An 18032-nucleotide genomic window follows, 5' to 3' on the forward strand; every position below is an offset into this window, starting at 1 on the left:
CATTTTTAGTAAAATCATTTTTAAAAAAACAGTAAAAAATTTATTTTACATTTAATAAAAAGCTGTTTAAATTTTTAAATTTAATTTGTGAAATTTATTTCATTTATCTATGCTAACATGAGCAAAGAGCAAATAAAAAATCCAGCATCATATATGAACGACCAGATTTATTCGATTTAAAATTTTGCTGATTTGACAAGAAAATTCAGATAATCAATTTTTCAACTAATTAACTAACTTAATAATAAAACAATTTTTAAGAACTCCCTATTTTAAATATTTAGCAACGTTCTTATATGTTCTCCTGTGCTGTTCACAGACTCCATATTTTTCCATTGCTTCTTCATGTTCTTTTGTACAATAACCTTTATTTTGTTTTCAGTTATATTCCGGATATTGTTCATGCAACTTATTCATAATTCTATCTCTGGTAACTTTTGCAACAATTGATGCAGCAGCAACATTAATGCTCAAGCGATCACCTTTTACAAGATTAATTTGCTCAATAAATGTGTCTTCAATTTTTTCATAATCTGTAATAAGTATACGTGGCACTAGATACAATTGTCCCAAACACCGTTTCATTCCAAATTTTGAAGCTTGCTTTGGATTTAGTTCATCTACTACATTAGCATCCACAACATAAGTAGTATATTCTAATGCGACTTCTGTAATAATTTCATATGCTTTTTCTCGTTGCTTTTCATTCAATTCTTTTGAATCTTTTATTAGTCTGTGTTTAAAGTTTGCTGGCAATATAACAGCGGCTACAACCAATGGACCTGCACAGCAACCCCTTCCTGCCTCATCGAAACCAGCAATTAGATTAACACCTTTATAATTTTTTAATTCGTAATCATACATGATTTAATTATATTAGACAAATGTTAATTACTATATTTTATTGTGTTCTAATCCCATATGAATTTTGTCTGGTTTGCTAAGTTGTTTAATTCTATTAAATAAAAATGAAATGCACAAAGTTGCATTTCATTATGAAATTATTTTGTTTCTTCTTTATCCTTGTCCTTATTTGCTTCTTCATCTTCTTTAGCTTTTTGTGAGTCAACAATTTGAACAATTAAGCGACAAAGTTCTTCTTTATCCATTTTTTTATAGCCACTAATATAAAGTGTTTCAGCTATGCTATAAAGTTTTGAATTAGGTAAATCTAATAATTTTTTAATTTTATCTTTTGTTTCTTTTTCAGCATTTTTAATAACAGCTTTATTATCAACTATTTCTGCTTCTTCAATTTCTTCATCTTTTGAACTGCTTTCGCTCTCATGTTCAACTTTATCATTAATATCATTTAAGTTAATGCCAAAAAGATTATTAAAAGCATTATTTTCACCTAACATACCAGATTGTTTTAGTGCATCTTGGACTTTTTTAAGTTCTTCTAGTCTTTTAGCATTAATAAAAGCCAATTTAAAATATTTTAGTTGGTTAACAAATAAGAATTGAAAAACCAATAAAATAACATTAATTAAGAACATAGTAATTGTTATAGCTAATAAAATAGTGTTGCCTTTATTGATTAAGGTACGAATATTTTGGTCAATACTATAAAAATTAACTAATCAACTAAAGAAATATAAAGTTGATGGTCATATATGCATATTAATAAACGTTTTTTCCTTGAAAGTGCGTAAATAGAAGGTTGTAAATATAATAATTGAAACTAGCATCACTGTTGCAACTAATCCATTAACAATAATCATACTTGTAACTCTTGAGTTTGCTTCATTGCTTGAATTTGTCCCATTAAAAAAATATGTAACTAAAGAATCCTTAAAGCCAATATATAAAGTTGTAATTGTTGCTGAATTAACAAATGAAATGATGAATGCTAAAAGAGAAAGAATTATAACCGGTCTAAATCTTTCTTTTTCTAGAGATCATAATTTCTTTGCACTTTTAATTTCTAGATATTTTTTGTCAAATAAATTCATCTCTCTCCTTAATATACTACTAATATTATAAATTATTATTCTTTTGTGAGTGTATTAAAATCAAAATCAGCAACATTAAATTCTTTTGGTACAGGCGAGTAAATACATATTTCTTTCTTAGAAACAGGATGTATAAACTTAAGTTTGTAAGCATGCAATCTTTGGTTAAATTCATCAATACTCTTACCATAAGTTGGATCACCATAAATTGGATGTTTGATATATGCCATATGAACCCTGATTTGGTGAGTACGACCTGTTTTTAATTCACATTTAATTAGCGACATTGGTTCTTTGTTTAAATAAAAATGCTTAAGTAGGTGTACAAAAGTAACTGCTTCTTTACCTTCCTTATGAACACTCATAACTTTACGATCTTGCACGCTTCGGGCAATAGGCAAATTAATTTTAGTTAGCGGGTTTTCAATTAAACCTTTAGCGATTGCCACATATGTTCTTTCAATTTGGTGTTGCTTTAACATCTGGGCAAGAAGGTTGTGCATTGTATTATTTTTTGCAATAATTAAAAGTCCGCTGGTATCTTTATCAATACGATGAACTATACCTGGACGAAGAAGCCCGTTTTCATTAGACAAATTATTTTTAAAATGATATAGAAGACCATTAACTAATGTGTCATTATAGTGACCTGGAGAAGGATGGACAACTAGTCCGCTTGGTTTATCAATTATTACCAAGTCATCATCTTCATATTTTATATCAAGTGGTATATTGACAGGCTCAATATTGATTTCTTTATCAAGCAATTTAACAATTGTAATTTCTTGTCCTTCACGGACAATGTAATTACATTTGTGAACTTGAATATTTTCGCCAATATAGACTGCACCCTGCTCAATTAATTCCTTAATATCATTACGACTTAATTCGCTATTTTGACCTATATATTTGTCAATTCTTTCTTTATATTGAACACTTAATTTTAACATAGTGTAATTATATATAATAATTAATAATTTATAAGTTTTTAACCTAGCCAGGGTTCAAATATGATTAATGCAAGTGCAACATTGCTTAATATTAGAGCTATTATTGGTACTTTTTTAATATAAAGAACTGCTGAAATAATTATTCCGCAAGGCACATAACAATATAGAGCAATTTTTCTTCAAGCACTATAAAACAGTACTTTTGGACTATTATGAATATACCCAACATATTGACTAAGTGATTTATTAAAGAAAAAATGTGGTGCTAGAGCAGAGATAAAAAGTTGAATAGCTAATGCACAAATAATAGCAGTAACAACAGGATTCATAACATTAATTAACTTAGTTAGAAACTTATTGTTCTCAAATTTCTTTGAATATTTCATGGCCAATTTCATCATTAAAATTGGCGGTATAACAAACACTAAGTAAGTTAAAAACATTACTATAAAACCTCATCACTCTTTGTTAGCTATGAAGTATCCAGTTACCAGTGCAAATTTTGTTGAAAGAATACCTGGTGTTGCATTTCCAATAGCAAATGCTTGTGCAATATCGCTTTGTGTAATATTGCTACCAAATCAACTTCTAAACAGTTCTCAAAATCAACTAAAAATTGGCATGAAAACTTGCCCACCACCAAAAATTGATAAACTTATAAGAGTTAAAAATACTATTGCAACAAACAAGGATAGTCAAAGCATTATTGGCCTCCTTTTTGTTCACCTGAGTTATTGTTATTTTGCTCGCTTTCATCTTTTTTAGTCTTGTTTAACTCATTTTTATTTTCTTGCTCAATTGCTAATTTTTTAATCTCTTTTTTATGCTTAATAACTTCAATTGAAGCAAAAATAGAAGCAATTAAAAGCATAATAATTACTGGCATATTTCAAGGCGAAGGAATAAAGAAACAAAATGCAAAAGTTACTAAAAATAGAAAAAATCATAAACTGACTTTTAGTTTACTTCTGCCTTTTTTATAGTATTCTAGAGCAAAACCAATTAGTGAACCAATTATGGCCACAATCACACCTAATTCAATAACAAATAAATATTTTTGTGGTATATAACTAACAAAATAAAATATTAAAAAGAAAACTAAAAGATGTGGCAAAGCAGCTAAAATTACCAAAAACATTCCCTTTTTAAAACCTAAAAGTTTAATAGCAATGTAACTCATTGCTTCAATGACACTAGGTCCGGGTAACATATTTGTAATAATGACATTTTGTTCAAATTCATCAGGACTTAACCATTTATATTTATCTACTGCATACTTTTTAATTGTTGGCATCAGTGCATTACCGCCACCAAAACTAATAAAAGTAATAAGTAAAATGAAGCAGAAAACATTAAAAAATGTTGGTTTTTTGGTATATTGAAACTCCTGGTTTTTCGATGAGTTATTCATAATTTGAATTATACTTTATTTAACACAAGGCAACATTTAAATAAATCTAAAACAGAGTTACTACAACCCTGTTTTAATCAATTAATTGACAAATTGAATATTAAGAAAAACTATTTTAGAAACTCAATTATCTTATTTGAAATGTTTAATTTAGTAAATCCTTTTTGAGAATAAACCAGTGCACCATCAGCAGAAAAACCATAGTCTTTTGCCAAGAAAGCATCTATTTTATTATATTTACTTAATCTGTATCACATAGAATCGCTTGTTGCTTCAATTGCAAACATTGGAGCTTTATTTAAACCAAGTTCAAGGCATAATTGCTCATTTTCGATTAAATCTTGTAAAAGTGGAACTGAAATTACTTGTGCATTAATTTTGTATTTTTCAAGTACACTAGCAACATCACAAGCTAAATTAACTTCGCTTCCAGAGGCGAGAATACTAATTTGATAATTGTCGCAAGTCTTGATTTTATAGGCTGCAACAAGATTGGAATTAAGCATATTATAAGATTTTAAATCTTGTCGACAACCAATTATTACAACCTGGTTTTTGTCTTGGTTAAATGCATAATTAAATGCTGCTCTTACTTCCGATTCATCTGCGGGTCTAATGACTTTAACATTGCTCATAGCTCTAAGCATTGGGATTTGGTCAAATGGTTGATGGGTAGGTCCATCACCTCCAACCTGGTAACTATCATGTGTGTAAACATGAACTGATGGAATTTCCATCATTGCTCCAAGTCGTAGAGCTGATTTAGCATAATCAACAAAAGCCAAAAACGTTGAATCAATAGTCTTAAGATTTGAATCTAAATATATTCCATTGTTTATAGCACTCATTGCAAATTCTCTTATACCATACTTAATATTTTGGCCACCATCAATAATATCTTTTTTGAAACCTATTTTTGTAGCTTTGGTAAGATCAGCAGAACCACCAACAACATAAGGGTTGTTTTCTAACTTTGCCATTATTGGAGCAAAATAATTTCTAATTGCACAATTACTTTGACTAAATTCGACATCGCTGAAGTCAAATTTATATTTCTTGCTAGTTAACATTTCTAATTCTTTGGCAAGCTCTGGATATTCGCTTTTGTATTTGTCATATTTTTTAAGCCATCTGGCATAAGAGCGAATTTTTTCTAGTTGTAATAAAGCACCATATTCGTAAATCTCGTCTTCATATATGAAAGGGTTTAAAGTTGAAAGTGAGTTTAATTGTTTGAATTTGATAGTTTGTTGTTCATTTAATGTACCATTATGGCCATCTGGAGTATTTTCAAATGGGGTACCTTTAGCTATGGTTGTATTTACTTTAATATAACAAGGTTTATTTGATTTTTTAGCTTGCTTGATAGCTTCAAAGATATCATCAATGTTGTCTCTAACATTGAATGTTTTAAAGTTATATGACTCAAAGAATTTTATTAGATTGCCACCATTTACATAATTAGCAAGCGAATCAATTTGTGCATTATTTGAATCGTGCAAAATTATTAATTTACTTAATTTTAGAGTGCCTGCTAGTTGAATAGCTTCAAGTGCCACACCTTCTTGCAAGCAACCATCACCAACAAGGGAAAAAATATGATGATTTATAATCTTGTGATTTTTACGATTATACCTGTTTTGTAGGTATTTTTGACTAAGAGCCATACCTACAGCCATTGCTACACCTTGACCTAGTGGACCTGTTGAAGCATCCACATATTGAAGTTTATCAATCTCTGGGTGTGATGGTGTTTTTGAATCCATTTTTTTATGATTTTTGATTTCATCAAGACCAAGCAAATTAAGGAAATGAAGTACTGAGTAATATGCCATTGAACCATGACCGGCTGATAACACAAAGCGATCCCGATTAATTCACTTAGGATCTTGCTCAACAAAGTTAAGAGTTTTGCCAACTAATGCAAAGGTAATATTGGCTGCACCAATAGCCATTCCTATGTGTCCACCTTTTGCATTATTAATTGAATCTAAGGCAATACCTCTCATTGAAGCAACAAATTTATTTTCTATTGACTTACATGATTTCATAAATTTTAAATTACTAATTAAGCATTTATTGGTTGAGTTTGAACTTTTTCTTCTACTTTTTCTCCACTATTTGAATCTTGTGGAGCATTTTTAGATTTTTTCTTATCAATAAAGTGTTTTATGAGACCATCGATCATTAAACTAATGTAGGTTAATACAGGAGTAACAAATGCAATTCATTTTCCTGCTTTAGGAATTTTTCCTAAAATACCTGGAATAAGTCCAATGATATAATCTGTATCTCCCCAGTTTAGAGATTGAACTGTATCAACATTTTTACCAGCTAGTTTTGCAGCTTCTCGTACATAATACATAATGTTGTTGTCAGTTGTTGATATCACTGTATGCATTAGGCTATTAATTTCACCAGAAGCCGTAATTCCATGACTAGCAATTAGTGCTTTATATTCATCAAAGAACGCTTTTAATACAGCAGCATCTTTAGATGCAAGATCAAATTTTTGTGCAGCTTGTGCTACTTCAAAAGCACCAGTTGCTTTACCGCTAACACCTTCAAGTTCTTTTGTGAAAGCAAGTGTTTGTAGGTAATCATTTGTAGCAGGTACAAAACCACCTCAAATAAAGAATAATGGCACAAATGTAATAATTAAACCATGAACAAATGGTCCAACAATAGCACCAACTATTCCACCCTTAATATTTCCAAAAACACCTGAGGTAGCACCTAAAAAGAAGTGTGGAACAAGTCCAGGTAAAATAATAAGCGCCATTGGACTTCCTGATGGTCAAGCAAATGAAATACCCATTGTAATAAATAGTCCAATAATACCTGCTACGAAACTTGAAATAAAGCCAATTAGCACAGCATTAGGTGCATAAGGGAATACTACAGGACAATCAACTGCTGCTTTTGAATTTTTAATTAATTTGTCACTAAATGCTTTGAATGTAGGTACTAATTCTCCCACAAACAATCTAACACCAGCAAGCATAATTTCAACACCTGCTGTAAATGTAAATGCCTGAACAAACATTGTAACAAGTCAATTTTGTCCACTAAGAACATCTACTGCTGCTTTATCACTAAGCTTTCCTAATTGGTACATTACTCCACCAGGTAAGAAAGCAAACATATAGAACACCAAAATTGTAAGCGATAATGAAACTAAGGTATTTCTAAAAATATAAAGACCTTTTGGGAAGTTAATTGACTCAGTTGAAACAACTTTTGTCTTCATTAATTTACCAATACCTTCGCCAATGTAACCACTTAATGCATAACCAAATCCACCTGTGTGACCAAGTCCAATTTCATTTGAACCTGTAATCATATTCATGTGTCTTTGTTGTAATGCAGGAGATATAACCATATAAGAAGCTAATAATGTTGCACCTGCAAAAAGCACAATTGCAAAATCACCAGCATTACTTTGTGGTCTAAATCCTAATGTTAAGAACACGGCAGCAATCATTAATGATGAGTAGAATAATACGTGACCTGAAAGGTAAACATATTTAAATCTTGATGTAACTGCTAAAACAATATTAAGTATCATTCCAAGAACCATAATTAATGATCCTATTTGAACAATAGCTTGTATGTAAGTTAACGCACCTGCAAAAGCATCGTTGTTAGGAATAACACCTTTAAGTCCATAGGTTGCTTGGAAGACTGGTTGGAATTTTCCTAATGATCCAACTAGAACGCCAGCACCACCACCTAGAATTAAGAATCCAATGGTAACTTTAAAAGCACTAATGACTACTTGCGAAAACTTTTTACGTAAAGCAATCGCACCAATCATTGTAAAAATACCAACAATGAAAGCAGGTGTAGCTAGAAAGTCCTTAAAGAACGCTAGCATAAACCAAACGAAACTCATAATAATAAGCCATCCTTTCAATTTTAAAAAGGCTTTAGTTTATATTTAAAACTTTTTTCAATTTTTCAGTTAATTCTTGTTTTGACAAGATATTAACTAAAACAATCTTTCTCTCTTCAGGGAATTCAAGAACTGGAGCTATATCAGCACCAACAACCACATAGTCAACTCCCCTTCCATCGAAAGATGAAACATTGGTATGCTCAACTGATTCATATTCAACACCCAATGAGTCTAAAACTGATTTGACATTCATTTCTACTAATAGTGAAGAGCCTAAGCCCGATCCACATACTGTTTTTATAACCATATTAACTCCTCGATTATTTGCTAATTACTTTTATATTTTTCTATAAGGCTCATTAAGGCATCAACTGTATCTACTTTATAAGCCTCTTTCTTAAATTCTTCATTTTGGAAATAGTTACTTAGTTCCATTAAAAGTGATAAATGTGAATTAGAGTCAGTTGCACTTAGAGTGATAATAATTTTAGCTTCTTTACCTTCTTGCTCATTGAAGCGAACAAAGTCATCAAGAATCATTACAGAAGCACCAGTTTTAAGAGAATAATCACCAACTGGAGCATGCAAAAATGCAAGACCTCTTTCTAAAACATAGTAAGCACCAAATTTTTTAGTTGACTCCAAAATAGCATCTTCAAGACTTTGCTTTGAGTAGCCGAATTCAACGAGGATCTTAACTCCTTCGTGAACAACTTGTTTTCAATCACTTACACCATGTAAACGTTTAGTCATATCTTTATTAAATAATTGGGACATAATAAACTCCTTTTTATCTATTTGCTAAGAATGCAAAAACCATAAATCCTGCACCAGTTAAAAGCATAACTGCACATCAAACTAGAAAGACTATAAGACCACCCTTAGTTGAAGAATTAACTTTATGTTCTTTTGGTTTAGGCATACCTTTAATCATTCAAAATTTATTTGGATTTTCATTGTAAATTGACTTTTCTTTTGCTTTTTCTTGCTGTCTTTCCTCAAGAAGTTTTTTTAATTCATCTATGCTCATTTTTTCTAAATCAACTGTTTTATAGTCATATACATTTTCTAGTAAAAAGGTATATTGTTCCCTGATTTGCTTATTTTCGCTTTGCAAAGAGTCACTTTGTTGATTGTTTAAATTATTATTATTCATCACTTTTACCTCAGTTCTTGAATCAATTTAATAAATTAACAATAGGCATAGTTAAACTACAAAAGAATAGATCTAGATACTTAAATTTAAATTGATTAAGTACTTTAATAACCAATTCAAAATCACTTTGATCTTCAAATTCTCACTTAAGAAATTCATATGTAGCCTGAATTGCTTTTGTTAATTTCTTTTTGTTGACAAGGGAAACAATTAGAACAATTAACAAATTAAGTACAATAAGACATAAGGCAATAATTCACATATTCATAATTAAAAGCCATATAACATTTATATTTAGAAAAAAGAAAACGAAGCGAATTATTATCTCATAACTAACATATTTTGATGAAAACAATTTTGACAGGAAAGAATTAAATACACACAAACAACAGAAATAAATGCTATTTTTGCCTTCAAATTTGTCTAAGTAAATTATCCTTTTCTTATTGTTAAATTCAGGAACAAAATATGAATTTATAAACCTTAAAAAATATTTTTTGCCATTTTTTTCACTTATTGCCTTTGCATAATAGATAGCACTTGAAGTTGCACTAGAAATACGACTTTTTGCTCTTGAAAATTTAATTGGTCTAATAACAAAACAGTAAATTAAAAATAGTAAGAAAATTAAAATTGAACAAGCCAGCCCATAATAAGAAAATTTAAAAGAAAACATTATTTATTTACTTTCATTTTATGCATATTAGACGCATTAAGTTTTTCAACCATCTTCATTAAATCATATTCCAGAAGGTTTGATTCTCCTGTATTTTTAGCAATAACATTTGAAAGGTTTCAAATGTTTGCAAAAATAAAGTCGCTTTTGTTTTCTACAATTTCAACTTCATTTGATAATAAAGCAATTTTAGTAAGTTTTATATCTTTTATTAATTCACGGTTAATGTATTTTTCAATCTCACGATATCATTTTAAGCTAATACTTTTATAATCCTTGATCTTATTGGCATTTGTTTTATCAATTAGCGAGAGAGATAAATCATCATTTACAGTCAAATTATATTTTTCATTGATTTCAATAAGATTTGAGATTAAGAAAACATTCTTTTTGTGAATTATTAAGATTGGCAAAAGAGAATAATTTTCCTTGGCATATTTGTTTTTAAAAACAATGTTGTAAATTATTTGAAAATCTTTGTTGGCTGAAAGATCAAGCACAATGTTATTCATTTTTTTGCTTAGAGTTCCAACCTGTTTTTTGACTCTTATATCATTGCGAGAAACTATTCTTCAAATTATTACACTAATTAAGGCTAAGATCAAAAATGAAGCTAAGATTCAAAAGGTAATATTGAAAAATGTTGGTTTTGAAAAATCTCAAAACGATGAGTTCATTTATTACCTCCTTTTTAGTCAATTTGTATTTAAAATTAAATTTTGATTAAAAATAACCCAATTTTAACATTTGAAAATTTATAAATAGTAATTTAACAAACATTAATTACTTTGGAATGTTGAATAGAACATGCCAAATTGAAGCGGTATAGATGGACACAAAAAATGAAAATAATTATATGTTCATAAATAAATGATTACTGTTGAAATATATCCTAAAGTTGCATAAGCAAACTTTAAGAATTAGCACTATTTTGATTTTTTCTTAATGATTATCATTCTTTTTTTAAATAAATTTTCAATCAATTTTTTTAAAAAAATTCGCCCTTTTTATACCATTTTTATTTTATTAAATATTATATATTTAAAATAAACTTTCAATATTTTGAAAGAAACTTTCACAAGTTTAATATAATTTTTTTATGGAAAAAATTACAAATTTAATCAAACCTTTTTTAGAAAACTCACTTAAATTCACAAATGCCGATAATGAGATTGTTAACTTTATTAACTCATACGAGGGTGATAATTTTAATTTAAGTCAAAAAGAATTAGCAAAAATAACCAACACATCTGAGGGGAGTGTAAGTCGTTTTGTTAAAAAATTAGGCTTTAAGAACTATCGAGACTTTTATGGTAATATGAACAATATTATTGGTGAATTCAGCAAAAACTTCATTAATAGGGATTACATTAAATCTGAGAATGCGTCAAAAGATATTTTACTATTTCACAAATTTGCCCTTGACGAAATGATTAGCAGAAACTTTACACCAGAAATTGCAGAAATATCTAACCTCATTCATATTTCAGAGAAAATATATATCCTTGCTCTTGGATCATCACAAAAGTCAGCTATGGAACTCAATGCAAACCTTCTAAAAATTGGAAAAAGTAGTTTTGTTTGTTCCGATTTCTACACTTTTATACCTATTTTAGGAAATTTGTCGCCAGATGATCTATTGTTAACAATTAGCGATCAGTTTAAGAATGATGACATTATTTTTGGTATTAATGTAGCAAAAAGTTACAATGCAAAAATTGCTATTATTACATCAAATCCACTTGTTGCAAACAAGTATAAAGTTAATGCAAAAATGGTTTATAAAAAGGTTGAAAGTCCTTACAAGTCTGTGCCAACATCTTCAAAGTTATCACAAATAATAATTTGTGATTTAATATTTGATATGTTGATTCAAAACCATCGAATTTATCAAGAAAGATTACAAAGAACTAAAAATGTTTTAGATGCTTGAATCAGAAGAAAACTAAATTTCAAAATTGTTAATGAAAACTAAAAACAAATATTAGTTATTTTTTGTTAAAAAAAAGCAAAATGGAATGTGAAAAACTTTAATAAGTTTTTTATCAAAAATGAAAGTAAATAAAAAAATTCCTTGTTCATATTAGAAACACATTAGCCATTGTTTATTCAAAGGTTTACAATTTTTGAACATAAAAAACAAAAAAGGCAACCTTTTAATGCCCTTTTTTGTTTAGTAATATCCATTCTTCGCCATTGTCGTTTTCATCACTTGCTTCTTTTTTGGGTCTGAAACCAAAATTTTGCAAAATCATGCTTATTCTTTCATTTGCCTCTTTGTTATTAATAATTCGTTTTTTAGTAAAATCCCCTTCAAGAATAACCATTATACTTTTTTGCATAGTTTCTAATTTTTTCATTGTAAGTTGTTTGTTATAAATGCTATATGTATCACCAACCTGACGTCAGCTAGTTAAGCCTAGGAGCAACGCCATTTGTTGACAACGTATTTTTTCATGGTCAAAAAGGTTGAATGTTTTTCTTAATGATTCTGCTGAAATATTGTCAGTGAACACAAAATTTGAATGAATGAATTTTTTAAAATCAGCAAACATTTTTTTAACTGAACTAGCACTTAAGCATAGATAATCCTTATACTTAACAATTGAATCCTTAAGATTTTCAAAAAAACTTGATTTATAATCAATAATTGTAATAGCTCTTGTTTCATTACCTACCTTTATATTGGCACAAAAATCATTTTCAATCATTTTGTCTCAGTCAATTTTTTCAAATTCTGCTGGTTTAAGTCCATTTAAAAATGTTACTTTAAATATTGTTTCAAATATTGGATTATTATATTGTTCTAATGCTTTAAGTAAATTTATAAGAGTTGGTATATAATGTGCGTTTCTATACGGATCTTCCAATGTTGTATAAGGTTTAATTACTTCATCAAGTGCAATAGGTTTAATTCTTCTTTCATCACAAAATCAAAGATAAAAAGCCTTAAAAACTGATCTTATAACTTCCATTCTTTTTTTGCCAGTGTGAGGACTATATTCATTTAGAATAGCTTTCATTTGATTAAAAAGCTGAGTTTCACTTTCAAAATCGCTCAATTGATTTAAATACTCGCCATAAAACTTTCTAATTCCCTCTGCTTCATCTTCATCTTCAGCAAGATTTATATCTGCATATTCAAAAAATCTCTTTAATAGTTCTTTTATTTTCATTATTAATTATTCCTTTAAATATTTTTATAATTTTTTCTTTATGAACTTAATAGTATTATATAGAATAATCGCTTCTTTTGTCATAAAAGTAAAAGCTTGATTTAATAAATTTGTGTTCATGATCTAAACTATGAACACACTTTTAAAAATTCTTAGTGCCACATTATTTTAAAATAGTTAGATTATTTATTTAACTTGTATAATTTAAAAGTAATCATTTTTTTAATTAATGATGTAGAAAAAGAGATTTAATAATGAAAAAAATGAAATGAATTTTAGCAACAAGTTGTGTTGGCACTTTAGCAATGCCATTAATTTCAGCCCGTTGCCTTGCAAAAGATGATAAATGAATTGCGTTACAAAATTTTGTAGATAATCTAAGCGAAGGAAAAGATTATTCATTTGGTGTTTCAAACGAGGACTTAAAAAAACTATCTAAACAAATAGCAAATGAATGAAAAACAAATCAAGATTTCAAAAATAGATACAATAAAAATTTATTACCACCATCTGCAGTTCAATTAATTGACAATCCAAATGCAAACATTAATCCAAGCATATCTGAGTATACTGCAGAATATTTATGACTAAGTGACTGTATTAAAATTGAGTCAAAAAATCCTAAATATAAATTTGAGATATTTGAAGTTTACGACAATGGGAAAGGTAAAAGCGCTCAAGTTGGCTTTAGTGTTATAGATGTGGAAAACAATGAATATAATGAAAAAATTTCTACCAGTGAATCTAGGATTTTAATTAATGGAACAAGAACATATAATTCACACTATCATGTTGATAAAACTTCATACAATACAATAAAAAGCAAAGGCTTAATTTTTACTTATCGATCAAATCTAGATGTTAATGAAAGTTACAATTCATAGGTAACTGTAGAGAAAAATTTAAGAATGAAAAAGTTATTAAAAAATCTAATTCGCTTTTCATTAATATTTAATCCAATTGTCACCGCTTCTTGTACAAAATGACAAGAAGCACCTTTTGATGATAAATTACTTAAAGCTAAAAATGATAATAGCCGAATAATTGGGTTGAAAGATGAAGAATGTTCAAAGCTTAATTTAGATCAATTAAAAATTTTTATAGAAAAAACAGACAAAATAAGACTTAAAGAAAATTTTGTTCTTGAAGGTGTGCAAAAAGAAAAAGGCGATCTTATTCTAAAAATAAGTGGTAAAAAATACTCACTAAAAAGCTTATTAAAGTCGCTTGATAATGTTTGAGGCAAATTGGAAAATAATTATCAAGTTAGAGAAAAAGATAATATAAGAATTATTGAAAAAGGCAAAGGCAAAACAGATGTAAGTATGTTCTTTGAAAATGATAATTTAGAGTTTAAAAACAAAGAATATTTTGAATATTATAAAGAAATATTCAGGTCAAAATACAATGACTTATTAAACGTTAATAAAGATTTACCTGATTTGCAACTTATTTTGCAAAAAACTTTTTTAGGCAATGGTAAATTTTCATTAAGACATAATCAATTAAATTCAAATTTGTTAAGAATTGAAAATATTTTTGATAAGGATGCTATTTTAAATCAGTTCAAAGAGTATTTTGAAGACCAAGTTACCTTTTACTTAAAAGCCTATAAAATAGTCAACAAGGACAATTTAGAATTTGACAGATTAGTCGTAACAATCAAAGAAAAAGAAAATAACAATAATAAACAATTTCTAAAAATAAATGTCGATATGCTTGATAAATCTGGCGTAAGTTTGCTAAATAATGAACAAAAAAATAAGATTTTTTATTTAACTGACTTTCAAGATACGAATGAAAGATATCATTCTTTTAAAAAATATGGCAATTTTGAAATTGACTCTTCACTTGGTGATAAAAAAGAAAAATCATTATTTAATGAAATGTTCAAGGATGCAACACTGAATTTTGAAAAAAATATTTTTAACATTAGCGATTTTGATTCTTTAATGCATCCACTAAAACCTTATTTGTCATTCAATCTAAATTCATTTATGCAATTCTTTAATGCTTATAAGGATGAAATTAAGATAAATTTAGTTGATAAAAACTATGAGGCAGTACTTGAAAATATCGAATTTGATAAACTCCTTAATAATTCACACTCAATTGGAAAAGCAACTGTTAAAATCACTAATAAACAAAATAAAAAAAGCTCAAAAACAAATTGATTTACAATTGATTTTACTAATGCTCATAAACATATTTTTGATGGTTTCTATATTCAAAATAAACTTGATTGTGATAATTTAAATAGTGATGAATATTTTAGTTACCATATTAACAAAGGAGTTGATGCAAATAATGAATTAATACTTCCTAAAGGTATTGTTGCAAGTGAATTTTATGAAAAAAATTTAAAAGACATAGTTAACTTTGTTATTTATCAAAACAGAGAATCATTAAGTATTTGAAACAATAAAAAAATGTCTCAAAATAGTGTTTTAGAAATCATTCAAAACAAAGAAAAATTTGAAAAAATTTTGAGCACACTAATTTCTCAATATGTGCTTAAATTCTTTATAAACAATGAAAAACTAGGGTATAAAAATCTAATAAAAGAGGTTAAAGTAACCATCGATTCTGACAATGATTATGATGTTCTCAAATATGGTGTTGGTAAGTTACCTATTAAAATTGATTTTATTAACCATGATAATGAAGATATGATTGATGGTATTAGCGAAAAGAATAGAAAATTTCTTCTAGGTGGCTTCATTGGTTTTAACTTTAGCGACGTTGATGCTAAAGTTAAAAGTTTAAGCGAAGGCGATTTAGAAAAGCCTCTTAAAGATAAAACGCCACCATTTTTATTAGATATTTAAACAAAAAACTTGCCGGCTTTGGCAAGTTTTTTCATATGGCCGATAGTAAGGGATTTGAACCCTTGAATGACTTGCGCCATTTTCAGTTTTCGAGACTGACCTCTTCAACCACTCGAGCAACTATCGATAAAAAAAATTATAATTTAAAACTTTGTATATTAATAAATTTCTTAAATAAATAGAAACCTTTAAAATATAATCAATACAAATTTTGATAAGGGAGCAAATATGAAAAAAGTTTTACAGGAATATGATAAATCATTTAATGAATTTATGGATAAGAACGAAGACAAAATTACTTCGGCAAATATTGGTGAATATATTGAATTAATTTTTGATTATGTATATGACGAAAGACCAACATTGTGTTTTAATGTTCTTAAGAAGAAAGAAAATGCAGAAATTAAGGATGCTAAAAAAATAAGTGAGGCTTTTGAACGACACCTTGAAGAAGTTTATCCAAATGAAGAAGAAAGGGAAGAAACTTTTAAAACTTGTGTAGATTTATTAACTAAATACTTAGGTAAGGATGCACTAAAACGTGATAATCTTCCTACTTTCCAAATGCTTGAAGATGGTGGTCCTTTCTTTGATGCTTATGGTCACAAAGTTAACTATCTACACATTTACATTTTTGATGAATCAACAAGTATCGAGGAATTTACTACATATTTTGAAAACACAGAAGTAAGATACTAAACTTTTAATTAAAGAAATTTTAATATTGAATTGCAACAGATATGCTGTTGCTTATTTCTTTAATTAAAAGTTTTTATTATAATTAAGATACTTTTTATTTATTTAATTAATGGGGGACATATGCAACAAAATATGACAATGTGAATAATTCTTGGGGTTTTGGTAGCTGTATTAGGTTCATTTTTTGTCTGAAGTGCGATTAAAGAAAAAATCAAAAGAAAGCAAAGAAGAAAGCAAGAACTACAATTTAGAAAAGATCTTGATGAGCAAGTTAGATTACTTGTTTTTGCTCTTAAAATCTTAATTGATAAAAATAATGATTATTTAACTAATTTCCAACCATCAATTGGTGAATATAAAATGTCAAATATTGTTAATACTGCACACAAATTTTTGGAAAAATATCAAGAAGATCCACTCTTTAAAGAATGTATTCTAAGTAATGCTGATGCAAAAGAGGAAATTTTTGCTTTTAGTATCTTAAGAGATACAAGAAGCAATTCTTGAAATAAACGTGCAAGTGATAAACTTGAGTGAGTAAGTGAAAGATTTAACTCATACGATTTAACTCTTTATGAAGATGATTACAAAAAAATGCAAGAAAGAATTAATGAATATTATGATGCGGAGTTTTTAAAAAATGACGAGCAAAATTAATTTACCTAATAAATTAACAATTTTTAGATTAATTTTATTTATTCCGCTTTTAGTTCTTTTTATATCTTATAAATTAATTCAATTTTACATTGATTATTATTACATAATGCTAGGTCGCATAATATTATCAGGTATTTTAACTATTTTCTTAATTGGAATGATTACTGATTACTTTGATGGTAAGATTGCTCGAAAACATAATATGGTAACAAGTTTTGGTAAGCTTTGAGATCCATTAGCTGATAAAATTGTTGTTACAAGTACACTTATATTTTTAGGGGCCGAGAATTTTATTCCACTTTGAATTGTTATTGTTTTTGTTATTCGTGACTTAATTGTTGATGGTTCTCGTGTAATGATGGCAGAAAAAAATATTGGTGTTGAAGCTTCAATTTGAGGTAAAATGAAAACCTTGTTTCAAACTTTTGCCATTATCATAATTTTAATTATTGCAATAAGTTTTAATTATCCATATGAATTACACTCATACATTGAGAAAAAACCTGTTGTCCAATTATGTATTTATTGTATAAATATTGTCACATTAGTTGCACTATTCTTTAGCGTTTACTCAGGTATTTTATATGTAAAAAAAATTGTGCCACATCTTCAAATGTCTTAGTAAA

General features: G+C 28.0%; 19 protein-coding genes and 1 tRNA gene. 6 read left to right on the plus strand and 14 right to left on the minus strand.

Annotation, left to right across the window (positions count from 1 at the left end):
• Window positions 1–267 precede the first annotated feature (267 nt).
• The 12 genes from NPA07_RS00915 to NPA07_RS00970 form a co-directional block, all read right to left on the minus strand.
• Window positions 268–864: a ribonuclease HII gene (locus NPA07_RS00915; RefSeq protein WP_126118068.1), complete on the minus strand. Its 597-nt coding sequence runs from the start codon at window positions 862–864 to the stop codon at window positions 268–270.
• Window positions 865–1001: 137 nt separating this feature from the next.
• A complete protein-coding gene (locus NPA07_RS00920; RefSeq protein WP_126118067.1) occupies window positions 1002–1955 on the minus strand; it encodes a hypothetical protein in 954 nt (317 codons plus the stop codon).
• 35 nt (window positions 1956–1990) lie between these two features.
• The gene (locus NPA07_RS00925) at window positions 1991–2905 is read right to left on the minus strand and encodes an RluA family pseudouridine synthase (protein WP_126118066.1); all 915 of its coding nucleotides are present in this window, start codon (window positions 2903–2905) and stop codon (window positions 1991–1993) included.
• A 38-nt stretch (window positions 2906–2943) separates the two neighbouring features.
• Window positions 2944–3609: a chromate transporter gene (locus tag NPA07_RS00930; protein ID WP_126118065.1), complete on the minus strand. Its 666-nt coding sequence runs from the start codon at window positions 3607–3609 to the stop codon at window positions 2944–2946.
• On the minus strand, window positions 3609–4316 hold the full coding sequence (locus NPA07_RS00935; protein ID WP_126118064.1) for a chromate transporter: 708 nt from the start codon (window positions 4314–4316) through the stop codon (window positions 3609–3611). The genes NPA07_RS00930 and NPA07_RS00935 overlap by 1 nt, the downstream gene beginning before the upstream one ends.
• Window positions 4317–4426: 110 nt before the next feature.
• Window positions 4427–6367 (minus strand): transketolase family protein, encoded by a 1941-nt coding sequence (locus NPA07_RS00940; protein ID WP_126118063.1) that lies wholly within the window; start codon window positions 6365–6367, stop codon window positions 4427–4429.
• A gap of 17 nt (window positions 6368–6384) precedes the next feature.
• Complete coding sequence (locus NPA07_RS00945) at window positions 6385–8211, minus strand: PTS ascorbate transporter subunit IIC (RefSeq protein WP_218017465.1); 1827 nt, start codon at window positions 8209–8211, stop codon at window positions 6385–6387.
• A gap of 34 nt (window positions 8212–8245) precedes the next feature.
• Window positions 8246–8521, minus strand: coding sequence for a PTS sugar transporter subunit IIB (locus NPA07_RS00950; protein WP_126118062.1), 276 nt, complete (start codon window positions 8519–8521; stop codon window positions 8246–8248).
• A gap of 20 nt (window positions 8522–8541) precedes the next feature.
• Complete coding sequence (locus NPA07_RS00955) at window positions 8542–8991, minus strand: PTS sugar transporter subunit IIA (protein WP_126118061.1); 450 nt, start codon at window positions 8989–8991, stop codon at window positions 8542–8544.
• Window positions 8992–9004: 13 nt separating this feature from the next.
• Window positions 9005–9370: a hypothetical protein gene (locus NPA07_RS00960; protein ID WP_256553236.1), complete on the minus strand. Its 366-nt coding sequence runs from the start codon at window positions 9368–9370 to the stop codon at window positions 9005–9007.
• Window positions 9363–9638 (minus strand): hypothetical protein, encoded by a 276-nt coding sequence (locus NPA07_RS00965; RefSeq protein WP_126118059.1) that lies wholly within the window; start codon window positions 9636–9638, stop codon window positions 9363–9365. Before NPA07_RS00965 ends, NPA07_RS00960 begins: the two co-directional genes overlap by 8 nt.
• Before the next feature lie 407 nt (window positions 9639–10045).
• Window positions 10046–10723 (minus strand): hypothetical protein, encoded by a 678-nt coding sequence (locus tag NPA07_RS00970; RefSeq protein ID WP_126118058.1) that lies wholly within the window; start codon window positions 10721–10723, stop codon window positions 10046–10048.
• 422 nt (window positions 10724–11145) lie between these two features.
• Here NPA07_RS00970 and NPA07_RS00975 point away from each other — a divergent pair, with 422 nt between their 5' ends.
• Entirely contained in the window at window positions 11146–12021 is an 876-nt protein-coding gene (locus NPA07_RS00975; RefSeq protein ID WP_126118057.1) for a MurR/RpiR family transcriptional regulator, read from the plus strand.
• A gap of 181 nt (window positions 12022–12202) precedes the next feature.
• Here the strand turns inward: NPA07_RS00975 and NPA07_RS00980 are convergent, their stop codons facing one another.
• Window positions 12203–13222 carry a hypothetical protein gene (locus NPA07_RS00980; protein ID WP_126118056.1) on the minus strand — a complete coding sequence of 340 codons (1020 nt, stop codon included), beginning with the start codon at window positions 13220–13222 and terminating at the stop codon, window positions 12203–12205.
• 254 nt (window positions 13223–13476) lie between these two features.
• On the opposite strand from NPA07_RS00980, the gene NPA07_RS00985 reads away from it, so the two are divergent.
• Both NPA07_RS00985 and NPA07_RS00990 read left to right on the plus strand, forming a co-directional pair.
• Complete coding sequence (locus NPA07_RS00985) at window positions 13477–14106, plus strand: hypothetical protein (RefSeq protein WP_126118055.1); 630 nt, start codon at window positions 13477–13479, stop codon at window positions 14104–14106.
• A gap of 24 nt (window positions 14107–14130) precedes the next feature.
• Window positions 14131–16050 (plus strand): MAG3240 family lipoprotein, encoded by a 1920-nt coding sequence (locus NPA07_RS00990; protein WP_126118054.1) that lies wholly within the window; start codon window positions 14131–14133, stop codon window positions 16048–16050.
• Between the two features lie 36 nt (window positions 16051–16086).
• On the opposite strand, the gene NPA07_RS00995 is transcribed toward NPA07_RS00990, so the two are convergent.
• Window positions 16087–16176 (minus strand) — tRNA-Ser (locus tag NPA07_RS00995).
• 102 nt (window positions 16177–16278) lie between these two features.
• On the opposite strand from NPA07_RS00995, the gene NPA07_RS01000 reads away from it, so the two are divergent.
• The 3 genes from NPA07_RS01000 to pgsA all read left to right on the plus strand — a co-directional run bounded on the left by NPA07_RS01000 (window position 16279) and on the right by pgsA (window position 18028).
• On the plus strand, window positions 16279–16749 hold the full coding sequence (locus NPA07_RS01000) for a hypothetical protein (RefSeq protein ID WP_126118053.1): 471 nt from the start codon (window positions 16279–16281) through the stop codon (window positions 16747–16749).
• 120 nt (window positions 16750–16869) lie between these two features.
• Window positions 16870–17406: an MHJ_0274 family protein gene (locus tag NPA07_RS01005; protein ID WP_126118052.1), complete on the plus strand. Its 537-nt coding sequence runs from the start codon at window positions 16870–16872 to the stop codon at window positions 17404–17406.
• Entirely contained in the window at window positions 17390–18028 is a 639-nt protein-coding gene (gene pgsA / locus NPA07_RS01010; RefSeq protein WP_126118051.1) for a CDP-diacylglycerol--glycerol-3-phosphate 3-phosphatidyltransferase, read from the plus strand. The genes NPA07_RS01005 and pgsA overlap by 17 nt, the downstream gene beginning before the upstream one ends.
• Window positions 18029–18032: the final 4 nt, after the last annotated feature.

The organism is Mycoplasmopsis caviae, from assembly GCF_024498215.1.
Classification (GTDB): domain Bacteria; phylum Bacillota_I; class Bacilli_A; order Mycoplasmatales; family Metamycoplasmataceae; genus Mycoplasmopsis; species Mycoplasmopsis caviae.